Origin of the sequence: Rummeliibacillus sp. TYF-LIM-RU47, from assembly GCF_008638315.1 — a bacterium.
Taxonomy (GTDB): Bacteria; Bacillota; Bacilli; order Bacillales_A; family Planococcaceae; genus Rummeliibacillus; species Rummeliibacillus stabekisii.
In genome coordinates this window covers 63,616-88,390 of record NZ_VVIR01000004.1, presented here as the reverse complement: position 1 = coordinate 88,390, position 24,775 = coordinate 63,616, and the positions used below count along the sequence as shown (strand labels likewise).

The following is a 24,775-nucleotide window of genomic DNA, read 5'->3' as shown; positions in this document are numbered from 1 at the left end:
CCTAATTAACCATAATATGGACGTTTATAAAGACGTTCCTTTGGCAATGGTTACTTATGTTTGGACTAAAAGATCTTTTGTCTCTTGTCATCTCAGCCTTTATCATCTTGCCCGTAGTCTTGTTAATTAGGGAATCAGGATATCTTATTGTCAGCTGGTTATTTGGAGTTATAAATCCAAGGGTAACCATTGGCACTGGTCCCCGGATCTTTAAAATTGGCATGATTGATATTCGTAAATATTATCATTTGTATAGCTGGTTTTCCTATGATGGGATCAAACGGAAGAGCAACTTTGCATATGTCTGCATCTACGCAGGCCCTATTATAGCCAATCTAACTGTAGCTTTTTTTATTAATTTTTCTGTAGCACATGGATGGGGAGAGGAGTATAAGACTTTTTTAGATCGATTTGTGTTTTATGCTATTTATTATGTAATGTTCGATATCATTCCGATGATTACAACCAATTCTAAACCCAATAATGGAATGATTATCTATGAAATGCTCCGCTATGGCAAACGGGTAGACTTTAATAATGAAGCATTTCTTCCATCCACTTCAGAAGTAGAAAAGGAATACCAAGAGTATATAGAACAATTAGAGGAAATAAAAAAGGAAAGAAAAGAAAAATAGCATAACTATACCTCTTTAGTTCTAATAAGGTGTACCTCATGGAAAGAGGTACACCTTTTAAATTGCCACGACTACTGACTACAAAGAACATTTTAGAAAATACCAGCTCTTCCAGTTAGATAGAGTTCGTTTTATAATGAATAGAACGGCAGTTAGATATTTTGTTTATATTTTCAATTAATGTTAACCAAATAAATAGCGGAGGTATTTTAAATGAGTCAATACTTGTTATTGAAAGACCATGTTTATAATTATATTGTGGAACAAATTAACAATAACGAACTTCTTAGCGGCAGCAAAGTCAATGAGAGTGCAATTAGCGAAAGTTTAAATGTAAGCAGAACACCTGTTAGAGAGGCTTTAATTCAACTATCCTCAGATGGATTGTTAGAATATGTTCCAAGAAAAGGTTTTGTGATAAAGGGATTAACAAAGGAAGAAGCAAAAGAAACCTTCTTGATTATTGGAACGCTCGATGGACTAGCCGCATCTCTTACAGCACCATTACTTAATGAGAAACATCTAAAAGAAATGGAGTTTTATGTTCAAAGCATCGATCTGGCAATTAATACGGAAAACTTCAATATGTATCATAAAATGCAAGAAGAATTTCACAACGTATACCTTTCCATTTGTCCAAACAAAAGTATTGTAGGCTTGCTTCACCAATTAGAAAAGAAATTCTTAAAAAATATGTACAATCTAGAGAATGTTGAATTCACAAAGGAAAAGCTTAGACAGACAAATAATGAACACAAAAAGATGATCGAATTATTCAGAGCTGGAGATATCGATGTATTAGAAAAACACATGAGAGATGTTCATTGGAATTCAGATAAGATTGATATTATTCCCTTATAGGATTGCGGGTATTTATTCAACTCTTCTATTATTCGCTATCTCTTGAAGTGACCCCCACTTCCTCCGTCGAAGTGGGAAGCTGCGTGTAATATAGATGATTAGATAAAGATAATCTATATATGCCCTGTAAATGTTTTATAAACGTACAGATTTCCTTCTTCATTACCATCCTTTCTATTCACTTTCACCTTTCCGTTATTTCAAAAATAAATCTATCCCAAATTTTAAAAATCACCCTATTATGCAATGTCCCATTCTACATTTCTTATATTTAATTTCCCCATTCGAAGGGACCAACAATAGTTGGACTTTTCGAATTATTTTTTATTGAAAAACATAAAATATAATGTACAATATACAATATACTTTATAGGGGGTTTGCAAATGAATATACAAAACTATGAAGCCGCAAAGAAATTAAGGCATGAATTGCACCAGCATCCTGAACTATCCAATGAAGAGCATTGGACAAAGCAACATTTAATCCAATTCTTGAAAGCGCATACAAATAACCTTGAGATTATTGATAAAGGAAATTGGTTTTATGCTGCTTTCCATGCTGGAGAAGATAAGCAGAATATTGCCTTTAGAGCTGACTTTGACGCATTGCCTATGGACGAAGTCATTGATGTTCCATGGGCTTCGAAGTTTCCAGGAAAGGCGCATAAATGCGGACATGATGGTCATTCTGCTACGTTGGCGGGATTTGCCCTTGAAATTGATCAGAATGGAGCTGAGAATAATATATATTTTCTCTTCCAACCTGCTGAAGAAACGGGCGATGGTGCCATTCAATGCGTTGATTTTATTGTAGAAAATAATATTGATGAGATTTTTGCCTACCATAATATGAGTGGCCTTCCCTATCAATCGGTCAATATCATAGACGGTACCATGCTTTGTGCTTCCAAAGGTATGTCCATATATTTTAAAGGGTTGCCAGCGCATGCTAGTCAACCGGAAGAAGGAACCAATCCTTCTATTGCAATTGCCAATATCGTAAGAGAAATTCCGACATTCATTTCACCCCAAAAGAACGATGGCTTAATTTTATGTACAGTTGTTCAAGTTGATATCGGTGAAAAAGCATTTGGGATTGCTGCCTCCAAAGGGGTCATTCGGTTAACAATACGTGCTTTATATGAAAAAGAATTAGACCAGCTTCAACAAAATCTCGTAAACTTCGCTGAAGAACAGGCCAAAGAATATGGATTGGAAGTAGCTTTCGAGTATAATGATGAGTTTCCAGAAACCGCTAATCATAATGAGAGCGCAGAAAAAATACGAAATGTAGCCAAAGCAAAAGGGATGAAATTAATTGAATTAGAAGAAGCATTCCGTGAATCCGAAGATTTCGGCCATTTTACAAAGCTTACAAAAGGCTCTTATTGCTTTATCGGTAATGGTGAGGATTATCCTCAAGTTCATACTCATGAATATGATTTCCGAGATGAACTAATAGAAACAGGAGTAGAATTATTTATGGGTATAGCTCATGGTTAAAATCAAACGGCGACGCCTAATGGGGATTAGGGCTGATAGCATTTGATCTACAAGCTAGTATGCTTTTTCTGAAAAGCTACCTAGGGAATTGGGAGGACGATGTATGTTTAAAAAAGGAGAAAAAAAGGGGTTTAGCTTTCCACATGTTTATATTATGTTTTTGCTCGTCATGTTGCTAGTAGTCATCCTTTCATGGATTGTACCAAGCGGCGAGTATGAACGTACTGTAGATCCCAAAACCGGTATTACCAAACTCAATACGGATGTATTTCATTATATCCAAAACAAAAATCCTATTTCGTTTATGGACTTCTTTACAGCATTACATAATGGAGTTGTACAGTCGGCGGATATTATAGTAATGTTGCTCTTTGCTAGCGGAGCACTTTATATCCTTGAAAAATCCGGAGCTATCGCTGCGGGTATTCATAAGCTGTTGCAGATTGCAGAGGGAAAAGAAAAGCTTATCATTATTGCATTGCTTACTTTATTTTCTATCCTAGGAACAATTGGCTTTGGTGAGGGTGGCATACCTTTTATCCCTCTCGCAATGGCTGTCATCATGGGAATGGGTTATGACCGAATTACGGCTTTCGCTACGTCGACAATTGGTTTAGCCATTGGTTTTACATCAGGCGTAGTTAATTTTTATACTACTGGCGTAAGTCAAACAATTGTTGGCTTGCCAATCTATTCAGGGCTCATTTTTCGAATTGTTTCATTGATTGTCTTTTTGATTATTTCTGCAATATATATACTGCGATATGCCAATAAAACAAAAGCAGATGTTACAAAAAGTATTGTACGTGATGAATATATAGAGCAGCTGGATCATACTAAAAAAGCTGAATATGAAGAAGAAGTATTTACATGGCCAAGGAAAGTGGCATTAATCGGACTTGTCGCTGTTTTAATAGGCAGTGCCTTTGGAGCTATACGCCTTGGATGGGGAATGCCTGAGCTATCCTCCATCTATGCTATTTATGCCATCTTCTTAATTATCGTATTGCGATTAAATCCAAGTGATGCTGCTGAAACATTTGGTATAGGCGCTGCTCGTCTACTACCTACGGGACTAGCTATAGGGTTCGCACGTTCTGTGATGATACTGATGGATCAAGCAAAAATAATTGATACAGCTGTTCACGCATTGTCTGGCATGCTTAGTCACACGGGATCAATCATTACCCTGCTTGTCTTATTTATTGTAGTGATTTTCTTTAATTTCTTTGTGGTTTCAGGAAGCGGAAAAGCGATGATTTTAATGCCGATCATGGGCCCTCTTGGAAAAATATTAGGTATCAATCAACAAGTAATGGTTGTCGTTTACCAATTTGGAGATGGTTTTACAAATTATTTATGGCCAACCTCTGGGGGCTTAATGGCGGCTCTTGGCATGTCTAATGTAAGTTACTCCGATTGGGTGAAATTTTCATTAAAATTATTCCTATTGTTACATTTTGCGGCATTTATCTTAATCGTTATCGCTAATTCCATCGGGTTGGGTCCTAATTAATGATTTTCTATTACGCTTGTACTAATTAAAGGAGGAAGCTAGGATGATTAATTTTTTTGAGGAAGCAAAGAACTATGAAGAACAAATTATTAAGGATCGTCGACACTTACATCAACACCCTGAAATTGGTTTTGATTTACCACAAACGCAAAAATATATTCAAGATCGATTAGATGAAATGAAAATATCCTACAAGTCATGTGGGACTGTGTCGGATGAGGTCAGAGAAAAATATATCAAAGCAGGATTTGGTGCACAAGACAATTGTACAGGCGTTGTAGCAACGATTGGTCATGGAGCTCCCTGTATCCTCCTTCGTGCAGATATGGATGCATTACCTATCCAAGAAGAGGTAGACATTGAGTTTAAATCACAGAAAGAAAATAAAATGCATGCGTGCGGCCACGATTCTCATGTGGCAATGCTATTAGGAGCAGCACAGCTTTTGAAAAATCATGAAGAGGAATTAAGAGGAACTGTAAAACTCTTCTTCCAGCCGGGAGAAGAATGGGGTTTTGGTTCTAAACTGATGATTGATGACGGAGCACTCGAAAACCCAAAAGTTGATGCGGCATTTGGCATCCACATCATGCCAGATCAACAAGCTGGTACTCTATCTGTTAGTAAAGGTACTCTAACACAAGCAATGGATACATACATTGTTGATATTAAAGGGAATGGTGGCCATAGCTCTCAGCCCCACAAAACAGTCGATGCCAATATGATTATGAACCAGCTTTATACAAGTTTGAATCTTCTCTTCACACGCGAGGCAGCACCCGACCAAAACGTAACATTTTCAATAGGGGCCATGAACGGCGGTACAGTAACTAATGTCATCCCTGATAAGTCTGTACTTAGCGGTAATATGCGGAGTTATGATCAAAAAACACGTGATTATCTTTGTGAACGAATTCCTGAAATGATTGATTATGTGGTAAAAGCATGGCGTGGCGAATATTCAATAACAGATTTCCATACACCAACAACTTATAACGATCCTGAATTTATTGATGAGATAACCCCCCTACTTCAAGAAGTAATGGGTAACAAAAATATGGTTGATAATGGTGTTATGAGCGGCTCCGAAGACTTTTCTTACATTTCTCAGGAAGTCCCTTCTGCTTTTGTCGTGTTAGGTACAGGAGAAGAAGGCGCTGCCCCTGTTCATAACCCACGTATGTTCCAAAACGAAGATATTTTTAAGTATGGCGCAGCTTTACACGCAAATGTTGCCATGGGCTGGTTACGTTCTCAGCATAAAAATTAAAAGTTTAAAGCCCTATCCTTCTGACTTTTTTTAGCGGGATTGGGCTTTCATTCTGTTTCACGTGAAACATTGCTTTTGCTCAGTTCCTGCTACTGGAATGTATTAAACAAAATGCTTATGATGAAATTATTCCTACTCCATTTCTCTCGAAAGGACGTATAAAGCGATGCTAAACGAAATTAAATTGGAGCATTACCTGCCATATATCAATAGCCTGCCTGAATCTAAAATAATCACTAAAGATGACGTATTGAATAGCAACTTTCTCATTGAAAAAGACAACAATATTGAGATGTACTATGCCCCTCACAATGAGTACATTAATCGAGATGCCAAACTAGTTATAGTAGGCATTACTCCTGGCTGGACACAGATGAAGACTGCCCTACTACAAGCCAAAATTTGTTTACGTGAAGGTGATTCAACCGACCAAATTTTAGAACAATCAAAAAGAGCAGCCGGTTTTGCGGGTACAATGAGGGAGAACTTAATTGAGATGCTTGATGAATGTGAAATGAATAAAGCATTTGGGCTTTCGTCAACTCGGCAATTATTCGAGAAACATTTTAACCTTCTACATACCACTTCTGTGATTAAGTACCCTGTCTTTGTGAAGGAAAAGAATTATACAGGGCATACGCCAAAAATTGGCCGTTCTCCCCTATTAACCAATTATGCATATCATATATTTCTTCATGAGCTAAAAGAAATTAAACAAGACTATCTTCTCGTTCCCTTAGGTAAAGCTGTAACAGAAGTCATCTCCGACTTAGCGAAACAAGGAGAGATCCCAATGGAAAGATGTCTTTTTGGATTCCCTCATCCTTCTGGAGCTAACGGCCACCGAAGAAAACAATTTATGCAAAACAAGCATCAACTACAAACGATTGTTAAGAAATTCTCTCAACACATTTAGAAAGAATATTACAATATCACAATGAATTTAGGTAGCCTTACTCAAAAAATTGCTGTTCTTCTTGTAACCCCCTTTTTCTCTTAATTATTTTTACAATCGGAACTGCTATAAGTAATGCAACAGCTATGTTTATCAAGCCAATGGATGCATTAGCTATCCCCATACTTGAATTATCAGTAAAAAGGCTCACATTCGATATACCAAGGGATAAATTCACGAAAAAAAGGATTAGAAAAAAGTTTAAAATGCGCTTATAATAGTCAATTTTTGATTTTGTATCTGTATATATATCAAAGGGTCCCTCTGCTGCTGCCTTTTTCATGTAGACCCAACCGCCAGACTCATGAACGATGGTAATTCCGCTGTCTTTCAGAAATTCAAAGTACTCTTTCTTTTCCAGGTCAGACATCCCAGTAATAAATTCATTACGATAGATACTATCACCAGGCTCTCCCTTTGTAAAAGTAAATCGACCCAAGAGAAACTTTTCCAGATGCCAACCACTTTGCGCCATTTCATTAATCCACTTTTCTTCTTTCTCAAAATCTAAATAAAAGCGAAACTTTACCTTCTTCATTGCTGTCTCTCCCCCTTTGTAATGAGTAACCCATTGTGATGCAACTCTTCAAGCCGTTTTATTTCAGCTTCAATCAACAATTTTCCATATTCTGTAATAACATATTCCTTTTTCCGTCCATCATCATCTAAAGGAACAATCCACTTTCGCTTTACCAATGTCTTTATTGCTCCATAAATGGTACCAGGACCAAGCTCTACACGGCCATTGCTAAGTTCAGAAACGAACTGCATAATACCATATCCATGCCTTGGTTCATACAGAGCTAAAAGGATATAATAAACTCCTTCTGTTAAAGGCACATTCTCTTCCATCATCACACCACCTATCGTCAACCGTTATATCGACTGTTGATATAGACTATATCAGCTGTCGATATAACTGTCAATCTTTTCAAGATACAAAAAGGGAAACCGTTATTTCGGTTCCCCTTCCATTTGACACTGATTATTAAAACAAAATCGTAGATAAATAAATAACAGTTGTGACGGTGACCATGCTAAAAATGGTCGACATCAAAACAACTTGTGCCGCATACTCCGGATGATTATCATATTCCAAAGCAAAAAGTGCGCTGTTTCTTGAGGTTGGGAAGGAACTTGCGATGAACAAAGCCTGCGCCGTCACCCCATCCAATTTCAAAATAAAAATAATCAGCAATGCTACTGCAGGAGATAAAATTAGTCGTCCTACTAAACTCATAAGTAAAGGCAGCGAAAACTGTTTAAGTTGAAGAAATGCACTTTGAGCGCCCAATGTAATTAGAGCTACAGCAAGGAAAGCATTAGAAGAATTTTTAATGGGTTCCCACAAAAAAGAAGGAATCTTTATATGTAAAGTATGAAGAAGCAAGCCTAGCAAGAAGGCGTAAATCACTGGGTTTTTTAAAAAGCCGTTCAGTGCTTTCCCCTTCGTTTTATCTATTGAAACTGAGTTAAACAAGCCATAGGTATAGGTAAGCAAATTCTGATAAATCATTACAACAATTTGAATAGATGCACCTAATGGATTGTGTTGAAACACAAGCTGGCTGACTGGTAAACCGAAATTCCCAGAGTTAACTAAAACCACACTATTTTTAAATACAGAGGATACTCCTCTATCGAATTTTGCAACTTTCGCAATGCCTCCGCTTAAGATGATCAAGATTATACTTTGTATAATTAAAAACCCCAAAATGTGCAATAATGTTTCGCCGCCAATTTTATTTTCATAAATATTAGTGAAACTGACTGCAGGCATTAGTAAATAAGTATTCAATTTAGATAGAGTGTTCATATCAAATAAAAACTTACGATGGAGATAACCCCCGAGCCCAATTAAGATAAATATGGGCAGTATGACGTTTACTAAAATCTCAAAAAATATAGCCATAAATACCTCCTCAAATTAAATATAAGGCGTCGGTTAAACAACGGTAAATATAATATCCATTTAAACATGAAATTCCAAAAACTCAATGTAGAGAGTTTTTGGAATCAATCGTTAGATAGGAATAATGGAGAAAATAAGGGCTACTAAAATCATTACAGCTGTAGCTCCGCATGCCCATTTCAAGAAGGTACGTTGTAGACTACCAAAATCTTCGCCAACCATTCCTACTAATAAGTACGTGGATGGCACAAGAGGACTTAATAAGTGTACCGGCAACCCTAATAATGATGCCCGCCCAATCATAGCTGGATCAATTCCATAACCGCTTGCTGCTTTGGCGAGTAACGGTAATACCCCGTAGTAAAAGGCATCATTGGACATAAAGAATGTAAAAGGTGCACTAATGATGGCAGTAATTATAGCAAAGTGTGACCCCAAGGCATCTGGAATATGCGTAATAACCACATTAGCCATAGCATCAACCATCTTTGTTCCAGAAAGTATTCCTGTGAATACGCCAGCTGCAAATACCATGGAAACTACGGACAATGCATTATCTGCGTAGTGCATGACCCTTTCTTTTTGTTCTTTTAAATTCGGATAATTCATTGTAATTGCAATAGCAAAACCAATCATAAACAAGACAGTAGTTGGCAAAACTTCACGAATCAATGCTACTAAAAGGATGATTGTCAGTAAGTAGTTGATCAGTATAAGTTTCGGTCTCTTTAGACTTTCATCAGCCGTCGTTGCTGCTGCCATCGCTTCTGTACCATAGTTAATTTCTAATACACCCGTTCTTTTACGTTCCTTTTTACCAAGGGTGTAAGCCATAAACAAAACAAACAATACTCCGCCAATCATACTTGGGATGACGGGTGTAAAGATATCCCCCATCTCCAAATTCAATGCCGTCATCGCTCTTGCTGTAGGGCCTCCCCACGGAAGAAGATTCATTACACCAGAAGCTGAAACCGCAATTCCCGCAAGTACTAATGGTTTCATTCCGATACGTTTGTAAAGTGGTAGCATTGCTGAAATAGTAATCATATATGTGGTAGTTCCATCTCCATCAAGTGAGATTAATAAAGCAAGTACAGCTGTACCAATTGCGATTTTTACAGGATCACCTTTTACGACCTTTAAAATTGTATTAATAATAGGATCGAATACCCCTGCATCAATCATAATGCCAAAAAAGAGAATAGCAAATAAAATCATAATCCCAGTAGGTGCCACACTCTTGATTCCCTCTAATGCCATAGGACCCATATCTTTGCCGAATCCCCCAAATAAGGCAAAAACAATTGGAACCACTATCAGAGCAATCATTGCAGATAAGCGTCTGGTCATAATGAGCACCATGAATGTTATAATCATTAAAAATCCTAATGTTGCAAGCATTATTCTTCACCCCTTTTATAAGTAAATTAATAATATATAATTTTCTGTTTACTGAAAACGTTTTCAAATTAAAGTTATTATTGTACATAATGCTACATTTTGTTCATATTGTTCATGAAGCACAAAAAAAGAAGGCTATATTTAATAGCCCTCTTTAAACAGGATAATATTTTCTTTCCGGTCTTCCAACGATACCATATACAACCTCAGCTTTGGCTTCATTTATCGATGAAAGATACTCCAAATATCGGCGCGCAGTAATTCGTGAAGCCCCAATTTCTTTTGCTACTTCCTCTGCTGAAAGTCCCATTCGCTTTGTAAGAAGAACAGCCTGGACCTTCTCTAAGGTTATTTCATCTATTCCTTTTGGAAGTCCTGAATTTTTCTTCATCTTTTGATCGAAACTTTTTCCAAAAAGTAGATCTACATACGTTTGGTTTATCTCCTGATTCGACATAAGTATAGAATGTCTTTTTATATATTCTGAGATAACTTCATCAAAGCGTTCCCTATTGACTGGTTTAATTAAATAATGGATTACTCCGTAATTTAGTGCCGTTTCAATAAATACTTTATCAGTAGCAGCCGTAATCATAATAATGTCTACCTTAGGGAAGTCCTTTCGGATAAGGGGCAGTAAATCCGTGCCCATCATATCGGGAAAAAATACATCTAAAATTAATAAATCCGGCTGCTTTAACTTAATTAATTCAAGGGTTTGTTCACCGTTTAACGCCTTTCCAACTACCTCTATTTCATCAAATGTTGATAAGTATTTTTCATGTATATCCGCAATCCGGAAATCATCTTCTGCAATAACTGCTTTTATTCTGTTCATGTTTTCTCCCCTTTATAAATATTTAGGAAGATAGACGGTAAATATCGTTCCGGTTTCTAGCGTACTTTGAACCTCAATCATGCCATTCATCTCTGTAGCAGCCTTTTCTGCATTCGAAAGACCATATCCTCTTGCTTCCATCCTATCTGAATCTTTCGTAGTAAATCCTTTTTGGAAAAGATATGTTAAATTTTCTTCTTTAATCCCCTTTCCATTGTCAGCAATTTCAAAGATAATATCACTTCCAATGTCAGTAGTGAAGAATTTTACAGTTGGAATGTCAGAATCTAACACAGCTTCAAAAGCATTTTCAATTAAATTACCTAGGATAATAATTAAATTTGACAGTTTTATATGAGAAGGAAGAGAGTCTAAATAGCTATCTTGGGCTATATCAAACGCAATCTTCTTTTCCGATGCCTTTCCTAGTTTGCCTAGGAGGATAGCCTGAACTTTTGTATCTTTTATTTGTTTAAAGACAATAGAATTTTGAGTCTGAAGCATCTGTGTTTCTTGATGGAGCATATCAATCGCTTCTTTGTACTCTCCTAGCTCTAGCAATCCCATCAATACGTATAATTTATTAGTAAATTCGTGGGTTTGTGCACGAAGGTCCTCTGAATAACTCTTTACTTCAGATATTGTGTTGACCATTTGTTCAATTTCCGTTTTATCTCGGAAAGAGGCCACTACTCCAATATTCCCCTTTTTATTATAAAGAGGTGTACAATTCACAATGATTGTTTTTTCCTTCCACACTATTTCTTTATCTATTTGAGGCGTTCCTGTTCTGATCACTTCATATAGATATTCAGAAGGAAAAAGGTCATCTACCTTAAAGTCGATGACAGATCCTTGAATGTTCAAGAGGTTTTTAGCAGTTTGATTCATCGTGGTAATGAACCCCTCCTGGTCAATGGCCAGAATCCCTTCTTTCACAGCATGTAATATGGCCTCCTGCTCTCTATAAAGCCGAGCGATTTCATATGGTTCTAAACCCATGGTATCCTTGCGAATGTTACGACCGAGTAATGAACTGCCAACCAGGGATATAATTAACGCAATGAGAGAGACATATAGAACTTTAATAATGTTTTTCTTTGCCTGCTCATGAACATCTTCAAGTAAAAAACCTACTGATACAATTCCAATAATCTCGCCTTTTTTATTGTAAACGGGCGATTTCCCTCTAATAGAAGGGCCGAGCGATCCTTTTGATTTTGATACATAGTATTTCCCACCCTGAAGAGCTTTTTCGTTATCTCCGCCCTTCATTTTTTTACCAATCATTGCTTGTAGAGGATGAGAGTATCTGACCCCATTCTTATCTCCCACAACAATAAATTCAGCACCTGTTTCTTTACGGATTTTTTCTGCAATGGGTTGTATTTCATTGGATGGATTTTTTGTTTGTAAAGCAGTAATAATATTCGGCATAAAAGAGACTGTTTTAGATAACTCTAAGGCCATTCTTCCTTTATTATCTTCTATCTGTTTACTTTCCATATAGCTATAAAACACAGTTAACAGCAAAATTAACAACAGCCCTAAGGCAAAAACGAGGCCAAATATTTTCGTCTGTAAAGATGTTCTTTTGAAGTTCAATAAGGGTTTCTCCTTTGTTTGAATATACCTATCTTTCAATAAGTGTTATATTCACTGCCACTTTACTTGTCTTGATTCCTGTTCATTCCAAACCCCAAATCCTTCTGAATACTTTTTCTCTAAAAACATAGGGAACCTTTCTTTCATTCCTTCAGCAAAATTCAGTTTTGGTAACTCCTCCGTATCTACCCAAAAAATACGGCCTTCATCTGTTCTATCTAGCAAAGTTCCGCTAAAATCCTCTGTTCTATAATTAAAAACAAAATACTTTTCGCCTGTTTCATCGTTATACAAATATATAATTCCACAGGCTTCTAAATTAGAGATGGTTAACCCTGTCTCCTCTTTTATTTCTCTAATCGTTGAATCAATTAGACTTTCGCCGTCCTCAACCTTTCCACCAGGAAAAGAAATACCCTTCCAAGACTTAATCCGATCAAGAACTAAAACTTTATAATTCTCTTTATCATAAATCATACACATATTGGTTAATGTTGTCCTAGTCAAAAAATAATCCCCCAGCTTCACACTTTTATCAATTATCGCCTATGTACTACTTTATCTCATAATTTCTTTTATATATTAACATAAGCCTAAATAGACAATTCAAACAAATAGCACCTCTACATGATTAGAGGTGCTGGCATTTTTCTTCCTATAGCGTGGTTGAATTCATCTTTGCTTTTTATTATTTCCTAAGCGATTCATTTTGTTGCTTTAATTTCTTTTGAAGAAGGTTTAATTGATTCATCAATTCTTCATACTCTTCAAATTCAATATTACATGGTTTAACGTCAGCCGAGATTTTCGTGATAATAGCTTGTTTTTCTTTGAGAGCTTTTGGTTGCAGGTATATAGAGACTTTTCGTTCGTCTACTGTTGAACGCTCTCTTCTTACCCAATCATTCGCTTCCATCCTTTTAATCATTGGCGTTAAAGTACCTGTACCTAAATTTAACCGATTGCCCAATTCTTTTGCCGTAAGACCATCTTTTTCCCATAGCACTAATAAGGCTAAGTATTGAGGATAGGTAAGGCCAAATGGCTGAAGCACCTTTGCATATAATTTGTTAAATTGGCTGCTCGCTTCGTAGATTGAAAAACAAAGTTGGTTTTCTAAATTAAAAAAATCATCCAACATGCTCATTCCTTTATATACAATAATATTATTTTTTCTCTTCCCATTCCTATATAACAAAAACTTATACTTTACTATTATGGACCTTATCAAGAGATACTAAAAATTTAAACGTCTGCGATTAAGTTTAGGCGCTTTATTTGAGGGTATCAAGGTAAAATACAAATTTTAATCAAAAAAGATGTAATTGTTGACTCTTTCATTTAAATCTTATAGGATTTAATCGTACACGATTTAAATTTAAACAAAAGGTGGGAATGTAAATGACAGTTTTATACACAGCAAGCGCAACAGCAGTAGGCGGTAGATTAGGTAGAGTAGTTTCATCAGACAATGTATTAGACCTAGATTTAAAGACACCAAAAGAGCTAGGTGGACCAGGCGGTTATGGTACAAACCCTGAACAATTATTTGCGGCTGGTTACTCTGCTTGCTTTGATTCAGCATTAAACCTTGTCATCAAAACACAAAGAGTAAAAGAGGTAACATCAACTGCAGTCACAGCAAATGTATCCATCTTCAAAGGGGAAAATAATGGTTTTAAACTAGCAGTGGAATTAGAGGCTGAAGTTGAGGGCGTCGATAAAGAAACAGCTCAAAAACTTGTAGAGGCAGCTCATCAAGTTTGTCCTTACTCCAATGCAACAAGAGGTAATATTGAGGTAACTCTTAAAGTAGTTTAATGGTATTGGTTTTGGAAGGGTTTCTTTTTCAGAAGGAACCCTTCTTTCTATTAATTAATATATCTTTCTTTCATTATTTCCCTGTTCTTCAAAATACGTGTGCTCATGCTGAAGCAGCCATTCTTTTCTCCATTGCCCTCCTGCATAACCAGTTAATTTCCCATTAGAACCGATCACTCTGTGACAAGGAAGGACAATACTTAACCTATTTTTTCCATTTTCATTTCCTACAGCGCGAGTAGCTTTTTCATTCCCTATGGATATGGCAATATCCTTGTAGGATCTTTTTTCTGCATAGGGAATTTCTTTTAGCGCCCCCCATACTGTCCTTTGAAAGCCAGTTCCTTCTAATGCATAGGGAAAAGAAAAATTCCGACGATATCCTTTAAAATACTCATCTAACTGGGTGTAGCAAGCTTTTACAACAGATGGTGTTTCCTCCAATAAAAATTCTTCTGTGATATCCTCTTCAGAAAATAAAATGGAATAAATCGCTTCATTCGTGCCAATTATTTCAATTAATCCAATTGGTGATTTGTAATACATTTTATAAGTCTTCATCATACAAGGACCTCCAAAGATAAAAGGTAGCATACGCCTTCCACCCTTTCCAATGTTTTGCAAATGCTTCTATCTCTTCTATAGTGGGCTTTCTCTCAAGTTCTAACTGTTTCTTTAGCGCATTGTGAAGGCCAACATCTGCAATGGGAAAGGCATCGGCATAGTGTAGACATCTCATTAATACATAATCTGCCGTCCATGGACCAATACCTCTTATCATCATTAAAGACTTGCGTATTAGTTGATAATCTTTCCTCTGGAGCAATCTCTCTTTATTTAAGTTTCCTTTGTCCATCGCTTTAGCAATATCAATAATATATTCTGCCTTCCTCTGCGTAAATTGAAGTTCTCTTAAATCATCGATGTGGAGGGATGCTATTTTTTCAAATGTGGGGAATAACCAAAATGTATCTCCTTCAAAGTTCAAGCTTTCACCGTATTTTTCAGTAAAACGTTTTTTTAATGTGTATGCAAATGTTAAATTAATTTGCTGCCCCATAATTGCCCATACGAGCGCTTCAAACAAATCTGGAATACATACAATCCGTAAACCATAATATTTATGGACAAGTGTCTGTAAGACTTGATCTTGAGCAGCCAACTGATAAAATCCCTTTAATTCCTGATCAAAATCGAACCATTCCCATATATAAGCTGCTACTTTTTGTCGTAAATCAATTGATGGAGTGCTTATAGGGAATTCAACATTTAAGGAACAATTGCCCCATCCAATTCTACATAAAATGAAAGAATGATCCACCTTTATTAATTTATATAAAAATCCCTCTTTAATCTGGTGGGTTTCTTCTAATTTAGACCTACCCAAATAGAGTAAACACTCTTCAAAATTAAATTCATGTGGGGGATAAATTTCCAAATATGTCTCTTTATCCTTCCAATTCATTTACACAACCCTTTCGAAATTCACTTGGAGAACAATTTTTCAAACTTCGAAACACCTTATAAAAATTAGAGGGGCTCTGAAATCCTACTTCATAACAGATCTCTAAATTTGTCATAGAGGTATGACTTAATAGGTGGGCTGCTTTATCTATTCGAATTTTTTCTAGATACATACGTGGTGTCTCAGAGGTCTCCTGTTTAAATATGCGTTCTAAATAAAATGGACTTACACCAATTTCATTTGCAATATCCTTCAGTATCAACGATTGTTTATAATTGTTAACTAGGAATGTAATTACATTTCTCACAAGTTCAATATGTGGGGAGTGCTCAACTTCTGGCTGACATCTTTTGCAAGGACGATAACCAGACTTTTCAGCTTCATTCATTTCAATATAGAATTCAACATTTATTTTTTTAGGTTTTCTTGATCTACAGGAAGGACGACAGTAGATTTTCGTTGTCTTGACTGCGGTAAAAAACAGCCCATCATATTTCCGATCACAGGCGATGATTTTCTCCCACATCTCTTCAAAAGAAAGATTGATATTAGTTTCCATGTACACACTTTCCTTTCATATTAGAGCTTCGTCTCATACAAACAGAATGTATCCCTATGCTCTAATAATTCGCCCGCCTTCTTTTCCAAATATGCGATTACTATATCAGATAGAGCATTTCCAAAACTAAAACGTCTGACTCCTAATTCTTTAAGATGATTATAATTGGTTACGCCAGGTAAAGATAATATATTTACAGGTGCACTAACACTCATTGTAAGCTCTTTAATATCCATATCTTCTTTTATCCCGGGTACAAAGATTCCGCTAGCCCCACTTTCCAAGTATGCCCTTGCTCGTTCCATTGTTTCAGGTAAAGGGTTTTCCTTTTGAAGATAAGTATCCGTTCTTGCATTGATAAAAAAATCCTTAACCCCCCTATGATCCAACTCTAGTCTTATTTTTCCCAACAAGCTAGCATGTTGGGAAATACTTTTTAATCCATGAGTTTTTTTCTTGGAATCCTCGATATTGATACCTGCTACTCCGACTTCCGCCGTCCTTAACACATTCTCAATTATCATGTTCGTATCTTCACTATAGCCTGCCTCAATATCAGCAGAAACAGGAATATTTACATTCTTCGCGATTGTTTTTATGACTGCTAAATGTCGATCAAAATTAATTAGTTCTCCATCTGCATATCCCAGTGAGTTGGCAATCCCCCAACTAGTTGTACCAATAGCTTTGAATCCTGCCATTTCAAGCGTTAACGCAGACAATAGATCCCAAGCGTTACCAAGAAATAAAGGTTCCTCTGCATGATGTAGCTCATTGAATGTTTGAATTGTATTCATCTTATTCTCCTCCAAGTAACTTTTGTTGAACCTATTCTAACAAGAGGTCGAACCACATTTCGTCCTCATTCTTGCTCTTATGGTCAGGAGATTCATTAAAAAGAGAATTCTAACGTGCATTCCACTTAAACACCCTTCATCTGGAGTCGGTTCTTTTCATAAAGAAAAGTATAATATATCAAAATGATATATATCTTTTTGTTAGGATGATCACATTGAAAAATTACAATCATACAACCTATGCCATATTAACAAGTAAAGAAAAACAGCATAAAATGATAAAAAAGTGGAGTTGATTGCTCTGACCAATTTCTCTCCTGAAAAATTATCAGTAGAATACAGAGATGGGATAACACCTGTGCAGCCTGTAATCCCAAGACACTATACGCTAACTCATTCAGATTTAACTGGAGATCTATTTTTAACCATTGGTAACCATTATGCATGGGATAAGGTCACCTCTATGCGAGATGAAGTATTGGGTGAATGGAAAGAAAATAGTAGTTTCTTATACTATTGTGTGTATGTTTATATTGACCAAGAGCCATTTAATCAACTTATCTCAGCGAAACGCTATGAAGTATTTAGACGTGAATTGCCCCTTGCATTAACCGCTATTCGTTATGGCGACAATCTTCTTTTTCAGAACTACCCCATACTTGATCAAGCAACCATAGTGGTTAACTTTGTGTCAGCCTATCCCCCATTTGCCAGACAAGAAAATTGGGGGATGTTTCATAATTATTCCGTAAAATAAATCACTAGGCTGCTGAGTAATTAAATTAAGAAATTCCTTTCTCCTAACCATTAATTATTCAGTAGTCTTTGATTAAATGACTGATAGCTTTATATAATTCTTTTTCAGTTAGAGTCTAACCCTGCCCTTACAGCATCCTAAGAAAGTGCTCCATTCGTTTACACAAGGGAAAATTTACAAAAATATACGAGAGGCACTCTCTCGCTGTTACGGCATGTTTTTTCAGATTTTTTGGTCCCCAAAGCTAGTAAGATCTTTAAAGTCCCCAAAAATACATACATGACCTCTACAAAGACACTTCATATGGAGTGGATTCTTTTCATAAAGTAAAGTATCATATATCAAAATGATATATATCTTTTAGTTAGGATGGTCACATTGAAAAATTACAATCATACAACCTATTCCATTCTTGGAATTTTAACCACAGAATGCCGTACTGGCTATGCTATTAAGCAGCTAATTGACGAGAGTTTAAGCCACTTTTGGAAAATTAGTTATGGCCAAATCTATCCGACATTAAAGTTGATTGTCCAAGATGGATTAGCAGAAGTCCATACGTCGACTCAAAAAGGTAAGCCTGATCGTAATGAATATTTCCTTACGCCAAAAGGAAGGGATGCTTTAAAAACTTGGTTGGAAGAGCCGGTTGAACAAATTCCGGCTGAACGAAATGAGATCTTACTTAAATTGTTTTTTGGAAGCTATCAATCAAAAGAATCTACTATTTCCCTAATCGAAGAATATAAGCAAAAATTAGAGGCTCGTTATGAAACATATAAAAATATTGAACATACTATTTCTACCTACAACAATGACGCTTCTCAATATTGGCTGTTTACATTAGATTACGGAAAAAGGATAACAATGGCCGCCATTGAGTGGTGCACCTCCACTCTCAATCAAATATCAGTTTAGGGGGAATAAAATGGCTAAGAAAATTTATACAGGGCGTTATACAACGGCAAATGACGAGGATATTGTTGTTTTTATTATTGGCATGAGAATCAACAAGCGATTAGCGTTGCATAAATGGCTTCCTGTATTTAATGCTATGCCTGGTATGATTAAAGAGCTGTATGTGAACAAAGAAGAATTGGGTTTTCTTTCAATGGAAACCTATTTTGGCCTTAGAACAACCATTATGGTTCAGTATTGGCGTTCTATTGATGATTTACTTTCTTATTCAAAAAACGACCTACACTTAAAGGCATGGAAAAATTTCAATAAAAAAATAGGTAACAATGATGCAGTAGGTATTTACCATGAATCATATAAAGTAAGTAGCGGAAACTATGAATCGATTTATGGAAATATGCCTCTCTATGGATTGGGAAAGGCATTAAAACATATCTCTGTTTCTGAAAGCCAGAACTCTGCGCGTAAACGACTTAAATAAGCTTAATCCTCTCTTTTGTTTTGTGATTTAAGGGTAAATAATTCTACATTTACATTCCCCAACCTATCAAACTGATTTAATAGATACAATACGTTCAAATATTCTGTTATTATCCAATTAGAAGAACTATATTTAAAGTCAGCAAAAGCCCCATAAAAGGGGATTTTTAATGGATTCGAATGATACTGTGATTTAGGGGATCTATATTAATTCCTAATTTAAAAAGTAGAGGTGAATTTATAGTGATAGATATTAATTGGGCGTTAGTCGCCCCACTCCTTGTTATTCAGTTTATATTATTTATTGTTGCATTAATTGATTTGATACGCATTCATGCAACGAACGGTCCAAAATGGGTTTGGGCTATTGTCATCATATTCCTCAATACGATTGGACCAATCTGTTACTTTATTTTTGGGAGAAAAACTTCATGATTAGAATTGAACATCTTACGAAGGTTTTTGGTGGAGAAAAAGTAGTAGATGATTTGTCTTTCGTTCTTGAAGCAGGGACTTCCACTGCATTAATTGGTCCAAATGGAGCTGGAAAAACGACTACTTTATCCATTCTCACGGGCTTACTAAAACCAACCAATGGATCTATTAGAATGAATGATACCCAAGATATCCGAAAAGAAATTGGCTTTTTGCCTCAATACCCTAACTTTTATCCTTGGTTAACGGCATTAGAGTTTACTGAGATGACTGGAAAGCTAAACGGTGTACCATCAAGGGATGCAAAAAAAGAGGCAGAAAGAGTGTTGGATTTCGTTGGATTAACGAACGATAGATTAAAGAAAACGTCCACATTTTCAGGTGGTATGAAACAACGGCTTGGTATTGCTCAAGCCATCGTCCACAAACCAAAACTCCTCATATTAGACGAACCTGTATCTGCTCTTGACCCGGTTGGGAGACGGGAAGTTATAAATCTATTAAAACAATTGCAGCAACATTCAACGATTTTGTATTCTACTCATATCTTAAATGATGCAGAAGAAATGACAGACCAGCTGCTCTTTTTAAAAAAGGGAAAATTAGTAGAGCAAGGTTCCTTGAAGGATATACGTACGAAATTTGATTCATTTCATTATAAAATACAATTTACAAGTAAAGAAGAGGTATCCCTCTTTGCCACACAATCACAGCTACCAACCACAGTAGAGGAATCTTATGCTTTTATAGAAATAAAAGATGGCTATCCAACGATGCAAGAACTCATGTCCCAACTTATTGTTCTGCCATTTTCTATATTAAAAGTGGAACGAGTGACGATGACACTGGAGGAAATTTTTATGAAGGTGGTTGGACAATGAAGACTTTCATTATACTACTACAAAAAGAATTTCGTGAAAGCTGGAGAAGCTTCAAGTTTTTGTGGATGCCGCTACTATTTATTTTGCTAGGTATTACAGATCCATTAACCAATTATTATATGGAAGACATTTTAAATGCTGTCGGCAATATGCCCGATGGATTCTCTCTTTCACTACCAGACTTTATACCAATTGATATTCTGATGGCTTCTACTGGTCAATTCCAATCAATAGGCCTTATCGTGTTTGTTATTACAATAGCAGGGATGATTAACCGTGAAAGACAAAACGGTACAGCAACTCTTATATATGTGAGACCTATTTCTTTTATTGCTTTGTTTATGAGTAAATGGGTTGTAGGAAGCATACTAGGCATTCTAAGCGTTAGCTTAGGCTATGCTGGCAGTATGTACTATACAGCTATTTTATATGGATCAGTTGATACTATGGCGTTTATTCAAATGGTTCTGTCCTATTGTGCATGGATTGTATTTGCCACTGCTGTTGCGCTAATGTTTAGTGCTATATTTAAGACAGCGTTCGCAACGACCTTCACCATTATAGTCATCCCATTTGGTGTTATGATCGATGCATTGATTGGCCAATACTGGCATATATCACCATGGAAATTAGCAAATTACAGCGTACAGTTACTATCTGGTACGCACAATGAATATTATATAAAAACTCTACTATTAACGATTATCTTAATGGTTTTAGCCATTATCATCGGTATCCTTTTTACGCGGAAAAATGCCGGAACAACGAAAATTTAACTTGATAAAATGAAAATAATTCACATTATTATCTGATAGTAAAAAACTGCCTCTCATACTTAGTGGGCAGTTTTTTATTTTCTTGGATACAACAATATTTTCAACTATTAAAACGATATCCGCTGCCCCAAATTGTCTCGATCGGCAGCTCGGATAATTTTGCTTTTTTCAATTTATCTCGTATTCGTCCAACATGGACAACAACTGTAAAAACATCTCCATCTAAATCGTCCATATACCATAATTGACGGAAAAGCTGTTCCTTTGTCCAAACGCGATTTGGATGATCCATAAAGAACGCGAGCAAATCAAATTCCTTCGTTGTAAAAATAACTTCCTGATCTAACACGAATACTTTCCGTGCAGCTTTATCAACTATAATATTTTTCATCTCTACATAATCTTGTGTTTGTCCAGTACCCGTCAACTGCTTATAACGTTTACTATGAGCTTGCACACGCGCGACAAACTCGCTCGGGCTGAATGGTTTCGTTATATAATCATCCGCTCCTAAACCAAGCCCCCTGATCTTATCAATATCTTCCTTTTTTGCAGACACAATTATTAGTGGTATATTTTTCTTTTCACGAATACGTCGACAAATTTCAAAACCATTCATAGAGGGGAGCATCAAATCAACGACAACTAAATCAAAAGGCTCGTTTAAGGCTCGATTCATCCCCTCAAAACCGTCTGTCACGATATCTGCTTGTATTTGATTAATTTCTAAATAATCTCTCTGTAATTCTGCAATACTGATATCATCCTCGATAATTAATATACGAGTTGGCACGAGTCATTGACACTTCCTTTAAGCCTTTTTCAAGATTATTGTCACCGTTGTACCATAATCTAGCTTGCTTTGAATTTTTACATGGCCATTGTGCTTGGAAACGATCTGCTTTACAATGGCAAGCCCCAGGCCACTTCCGCCTGTCGTTGAGGTACGTGCTTCTTCACCACGATAAAAATGATCAAATACATATGGGAGCTTGGATTCCGGAATTCCTTGCCCGTTATCCCTTACTTTAATTTCAACTAGATCATCCACGACTATTACTTCTAAAATTATATATAAAAGTTCAGTTTGCTTTTTAAATTTCATACTATTTTCTATTAAATTAATAATAGCCCGATTCATCTGCATACGATCAATATAAACATACACATCCTCCTCTACATTCAACTCTAACTGAACTTCTTGATTATATAGCTGAAACTCCTCCACGATATGTGTAAGGAACTTTGTAAGCTGTATACGCTCAAAATAGAACTGAATGGCCTCTGCATCAAACTTTGAATAAAGAAAAAGTTCTTCAATTAAACTATTCAATGCAAGTGATTTAGAATGGATGGTCTTCAAATACTTTTCTCGCTTTTCAGGTGTTTCGGCAACACCCTCCTGTAAACCTTCCACATAACCAATAATGGTGGTAATCGGTGTTTTTAAATCATGAGAAATACTGGCTATTAGGTCTTTTCGATTTTTTTCAAGATTACGCTGCTCCTGAATAGAATCTAAAAGTGCTAACCGCATACTCTCAAAGTTGGAGGTCAGTTCATGTACTTCCTTTGCTGTCTTGGAAGGTAATATTGGTGTCTCAATCATTAAATCTCCTTCTCGAATTTCAGACATGGTCCGTCCTAAATTTTCTAAAGGCTTAACAATCGTCTTGCTTAAAAACTGATTTAAAAAGAGCATTGCCGTGATAGCTACAAGAAAGATGATGAGAATAATAATAATTCCCCATTTTGTCAGGAAATCTAAAAAGCTATTTTCTTTCTTTAACACTAAAACGCTGCCCTTCGACTTATCGCTATAAAAAAAATCATACTTAATATAACGGTAGAGTCCACCTGCATTATCTATTGTGCCCTTTGTCTCAATATTATTCTTATCAAAAGACGGGAAATGTACAATAAGTGATCTTTCTACTAGACCCTTAGAATAATATACAATCTTCTTTTCATGCCGAATGACAACCCCAAGTGACCTCTGCTCAATCTGTTGTAACCTTTTTTGTATATCCTGCTCTAATAGATTGTCTGGGTCCATCTTAGCAATATTACGTAGTTCTACATAAGCAAGCCCCTCATCTGGACTTAAAGAACGCTGCTTCGTAAAAGTTTGATACAATGTTTTAGGGGTGGGAATAGACCCTGTTGTGACATAAAAAACAATGCATAGAATAGAGAGAATAGAGACACTCGCAATCACAATACCGCCAATATATGAAGTTAAAAATCTATTCTTTATAGTCATTATTCATCTCCTTTCTTCAATTTATAAAGGAGAATCCTTCCTTTTTCAAGGAAGGAGGCATGATTGATTAAAAACTAAATGAGGGATTTAATTCTCCCTTATAGGGCTCATGTTCCACAAAGATTGTGATATCTTTGCCATTTTCATCTTTACCCACACGTTTATAAGTAAACTTGCCATCGTTCAATTCAGTAAGTTCTAATGCGGCTCCGTATTTATTTTCGCCTAATGATACATGCGCACGGATTTTATTGTGGTTTAGGACATCAAAGTAACCGTAATCTCCACGACTTTCCCCTGTTTCCTTATTAAAGAATTCGTATTTGTTCGTATCCTCTTCAAACTTTGCCACACTCAAAAAGTTCGTATTATATTGTGAGACATCATTTCCATCCTCATCAAGTACCTTTGTTCCTTGCCATAATGTTTTACTAAGAATCTTATCCCCATCTACACGAGTATTAATGTCTCCAGTAGAAGTAGTTAGCTTTTGATCTGCTTTAGAGAAAGCTAAATCATTTTTATCATATGGTATATGCTCTACAAATACTTCTATATCATTACCTTTCGTATCTTTGCCCATACGTTTGTACGTGAAAATCTTCTGATCTAATTCAGTTATTTCAACAACGGCTTGATATTTCATCGTATCTGAAATTAAAATGCGTTTCTGGCCATCATTTGTGACAAAGAATGTACCCTCGTCGCCTCGTGTTTTGCCTGTTTTCGCATCAAAAAACTCGTAACGTCCTTTCTCTGCATCGTATTTTGCTAAACCGATAAAACCGGAATTCTCCTTAGTTAAATCATTTTTATCTTTATCATAAACACGAGTGCCTTGCCAATTTGTACTACTTAATATGTTCGCCATTTCTTGCCCCTTTGAAAGTGGCTGTTCAGCGTTTTTGGCTTCTGCCTGCTCATTTTGTACTGCTGATTTGTTAGTCTCATTTTTAGTTGTATCATTGCATGCTGCTAATAATGTGACTGAGCTAAGAATAGCGAGTGTAGTGAATTTGAATTTGTTATTCATAAAGTATTATCTCCCTTATCGTTTTCTTATACTCAGTATGGACATCAGTTCTAAACTGTATATATCGCAAATATAAACAAAATATAAATTC

At 36.1% G+C, this 24,775-nt stretch carries 28 protein-coding genes; 13 read left to right on the top strand and 15 right to left on the bottom strand.

The window, feature by feature from the left end; all coding sequences use genetic code 11:
* Window positions 1-56: 56 nt before the first annotated feature.
* The 6 genes from F0527_RS14090 to F0527_RS14065 all read left to right on the top strand — a co-directional run bounded on the left by F0527_RS14090 (window position 57) and on the right by F0527_RS14065 (window position 6,701).
* Window positions 57-635 carry a hypothetical protein gene (locus tag F0527_RS14090; RefSeq protein ID WP_150285351.1) on the top strand — a complete coding sequence of 193 codons (579 nt, stop codon included), beginning with the start codon at window positions 57-59 and terminating at the stop codon, window positions 633-635.
* A 213-nt stretch (window positions 636-848) separates the two neighbouring features.
* Window positions 849-1,496: a GntR family transcriptional regulator gene (locus F0527_RS14085; protein WP_147197505.1), complete on the top strand. Its 648-nt coding sequence runs from the start codon at window positions 849-851 to the stop codon at window positions 1,494-1,496.
* A 384-nt stretch (window positions 1,497-1,880) separates the two neighbouring features.
* Window positions 1,881-2,999, top strand: coding sequence for a M20 metallopeptidase family protein (locus F0527_RS14080; RefSeq protein ID WP_150285350.1), 1,119 nt, complete (start codon window positions 1,881-1,883; stop codon window positions 2,997-2,999).
* Between the two features lie 103 nt (window positions 3,000-3,102).
* Window positions 3,103-4,515, top strand: a complete 1,413-nt coding sequence (locus tag F0527_RS14075; protein WP_150285349.1) for a YfcC family protein — start codon at window positions 3,103-3,105, stop codon at window positions 4,513-4,515.
* A gap of 43 nt (window positions 4,516-4,558) precedes the next feature.
* Window positions 4,559-5,785 carry a M20 metallopeptidase family protein gene (locus F0527_RS14070; protein ID WP_150285348.1) on the top strand — a complete coding sequence of 409 codons (1,227 nt, stop codon included), beginning with the start codon at window positions 4,559-4,561 and terminating at the stop codon, window positions 5,783-5,785.
* Between the two features lie 166 nt (window positions 5,786-5,951).
* On the top strand, window positions 5,952-6,701 hold the full coding sequence (locus tag F0527_RS14065; protein WP_150285347.1) for a hypothetical protein: 750 nt from the start codon (window positions 5,952-5,954) through the stop codon (window positions 6,699-6,701).
* Window positions 6,702-6,738: 37 nt separating this feature from the next.
* On the opposite strand, the gene F0527_RS14060 is transcribed toward F0527_RS14065, so the two are convergent.
* From F0527_RS14060 to F0527_RS14025, 8 genes are all read right to left on the bottom strand, one after another.
* A complete protein-coding gene (locus F0527_RS14060) occupies window positions 6,739-7,278 on the bottom strand; it encodes a DUF2812 domain-containing protein (RefSeq protein ID WP_150285346.1) in 540 nt (179 codons plus the stop codon).
* Window positions 7,275-7,595: a PadR family transcriptional regulator gene (locus F0527_RS14055; RefSeq protein WP_150285345.1), complete on the bottom strand. Its 321-nt coding sequence runs from the start codon at window positions 7,593-7,595 to the stop codon at window positions 7,275-7,277. Before F0527_RS14055 ends, F0527_RS14060 begins: the two co-directional genes overlap by 4 nt.
* Window positions 7,596-7,728: 133 nt before the next feature.
* The gene (locus tag F0527_RS14050; protein ID WP_150285344.1) at window positions 7,729-8,652 is read right to left on the bottom strand and encodes an AEC family transporter; all 924 of its coding nucleotides are present in this window, start codon (window positions 8,650-8,652) and stop codon (window positions 7,729-7,731) included.
* Window positions 8,653-8,763: 111 nt separating this feature from the next.
* Complete coding sequence (locus F0527_RS14045) at window positions 8,764-10,056, bottom strand: CitMHS family transporter (protein WP_147197521.1); 1,293 nt, start codon at window positions 10,054-10,056, stop codon at window positions 8,764-8,766.
* 154 nt (window positions 10,057-10,210) lie between these two features.
* Window positions 10,211-10,894: a response regulator gene (locus F0527_RS14040; protein ID WP_150285343.1), complete on the bottom strand. Its 684-nt coding sequence runs from the start codon at window positions 10,892-10,894 to the stop codon at window positions 10,211-10,213.
* Between the two features lie 12 nt (window positions 10,895-10,906).
* Window positions 10,907-12,499 carry an ATP-binding protein gene (locus tag F0527_RS14035; RefSeq protein WP_150285342.1) on the bottom strand — a complete coding sequence of 531 codons (1,593 nt, stop codon included), beginning with the start codon at window positions 12,497-12,499 and terminating at the stop codon, window positions 10,907-10,909.
* A gap of 51 nt (window positions 12,500-12,550) precedes the next feature.
* Window positions 12,551-13,006, bottom strand: a complete 456-nt coding sequence (locus F0527_RS14030; protein ID WP_150285341.1) for an 8-oxo-dGTP diphosphatase — start codon at window positions 13,004-13,006, stop codon at window positions 12,551-12,553.
* A gap of 181 nt (window positions 13,007-13,187) precedes the next feature.
* On the bottom strand, window positions 13,188-13,640 hold the full coding sequence (locus tag F0527_RS14025) for a MarR family winged helix-turn-helix transcriptional regulator (RefSeq protein ID WP_223823616.1): 453 nt from the start codon (window positions 13,638-13,640) through the stop codon (window positions 13,188-13,190).
* A gap of 260 nt (window positions 13,641-13,900) precedes the next feature.
* On the opposite strand from F0527_RS14025, the gene F0527_RS14020 reads away from it, so the two are divergent.
* Entirely contained in the window at window positions 13,901-14,320 is a 420-nt protein-coding gene (locus tag F0527_RS14020; protein WP_066791091.1) for an organic hydroperoxide resistance protein, read from the top strand.
* Between the two features lie 54 nt (window positions 14,321-14,374).
* Here F0527_RS14020 and F0527_RS14015 read toward each other — a convergent pair whose 3' ends face one another.
* From F0527_RS14015 to F0527_RS14000, 4 genes are read right to left on the bottom strand one after another with little or no spacing between them, the layout of a single operon-like run.
* Window positions 14,375-14,884: a methylated-DNA--[protein]-cysteine S-methyltransferase gene (locus tag F0527_RS14015; protein ID WP_150285339.1), complete on the bottom strand. Its 510-nt coding sequence runs from the start codon at window positions 14,882-14,884 to the stop codon at window positions 14,375-14,377.
* A complete protein-coding gene (locus F0527_RS14010; RefSeq protein ID WP_150285338.1) occupies window positions 14,868-15,785 on the bottom strand; it encodes a DNA-3-methyladenine glycosylase family protein in 918 nt (305 codons plus the stop codon). Before F0527_RS14010 ends, F0527_RS14015 begins: the two co-directional genes overlap by 17 nt.
* On the bottom strand, window positions 15,769-16,344 hold the full coding sequence (locus tag F0527_RS14005) for a bifunctional transcriptional activator/DNA repair enzyme AdaA (RefSeq protein WP_150285337.1): 576 nt from the start codon (window positions 16,342-16,344) through the stop codon (window positions 15,769-15,771). Before F0527_RS14005 ends, F0527_RS14010 begins: the two co-directional genes overlap by 17 nt.
* Before the next feature lie 20 nt (window positions 16,345-16,364).
* Window positions 16,365-17,141 (bottom strand): isocitrate lyase/PEP mutase family protein, encoded by a 777-nt coding sequence (locus F0527_RS14000; protein WP_150285336.1) that lies wholly within the window; start codon window positions 17,139-17,141, stop codon window positions 16,365-16,367.
* A gap of 286 nt (window positions 17,142-17,427) precedes the next feature.
* Here F0527_RS14000 and F0527_RS13995 point away from each other — a divergent pair, with 286 nt between their 5' ends.
* From F0527_RS13995 to F0527_RS13970, 6 genes are all read left to right on the top strand, one after another.
* Window positions 17,428-17,898, top strand: a complete 471-nt coding sequence (locus tag F0527_RS13995) for a staygreen family protein (protein ID WP_370454693.1) — start codon at window positions 17,428-17,430, stop codon at window positions 17,896-17,898.
* A gap of 378 nt (window positions 17,899-18,276) precedes the next feature.
* The gene (locus F0527_RS13990) at window positions 18,277-18,816 is read left to right on the top strand and encodes a PadR family transcriptional regulator (protein ID WP_150285335.1); all 540 of its coding nucleotides are present in this window, start codon (window positions 18,277-18,279) and stop codon (window positions 18,814-18,816) included.
* Window positions 18,817-18,826: 10 nt separating this feature from the next.
* Window positions 18,827-19,297, top strand: coding sequence for a DUF4188 domain-containing protein (locus F0527_RS13985; RefSeq protein WP_150285334.1), 471 nt, complete (start codon window positions 18,827-18,829; stop codon window positions 19,295-19,297).
* A 242-nt stretch (window positions 19,298-19,539) separates the two neighbouring features.
* Window positions 19,540-19,731 carry a PLD nuclease N-terminal domain-containing protein gene (locus F0527_RS13980; RefSeq protein ID WP_173668490.1) on the top strand — a complete coding sequence of 64 codons (192 nt, stop codon included), beginning with the start codon at window positions 19,540-19,542 and terminating at the stop codon, window positions 19,729-19,731.
* Window positions 19,728-20,612 carry an ABC transporter ATP-binding protein gene (locus F0527_RS13975; RefSeq protein ID WP_150285333.1) on the top strand — a complete coding sequence of 295 codons (885 nt, stop codon included), beginning with the start codon at window positions 19,728-19,730 and terminating at the stop codon, window positions 20,610-20,612. Before F0527_RS13980 ends, F0527_RS13975 begins: the two co-directional genes overlap by 4 nt.
* Entirely contained in the window at window positions 20,609-21,388 is a 780-nt protein-coding gene (locus F0527_RS13970) for an ABC transporter permease (RefSeq protein ID WP_150285332.1), read from the top strand. Before F0527_RS13975 ends, F0527_RS13970 begins: the two co-directional genes overlap by 4 nt.
* Before the next feature lie 100 nt (window positions 21,389-21,488).
* On the opposite strand, the gene F0527_RS13965 is transcribed toward F0527_RS13970, so the two are convergent.
* From F0527_RS13965 to F0527_RS13955, 3 genes are all read right to left on the bottom strand, one after another.
* Window positions 21,489-22,181 (bottom strand): response regulator transcription factor, encoded by a 693-nt coding sequence (locus F0527_RS13965; RefSeq protein ID WP_150285331.1) that lies wholly within the window; start codon window positions 22,179-22,181, stop codon window positions 21,489-21,491.
* 18 nt (window positions 22,182-22,199) lie between these two features.
* Window positions 22,200-23,651 carry a sensor histidine kinase gene (locus tag F0527_RS13960; protein WP_150285330.1) on the bottom strand — a complete coding sequence of 484 codons (1,452 nt, stop codon included), beginning with the start codon at window positions 23,649-23,651 and terminating at the stop codon, window positions 22,200-22,202.
* Between the two features lie 67 nt (window positions 23,652-23,718).
* Window positions 23,719-24,684, bottom strand: coding sequence for a DUF4822 domain-containing protein (locus F0527_RS13955; protein ID WP_150285329.1), 966 nt, complete (start codon window positions 24,682-24,684; stop codon window positions 23,719-23,721).
* Window positions 24,685-24,775 lie beyond the last annotated feature (91 nt).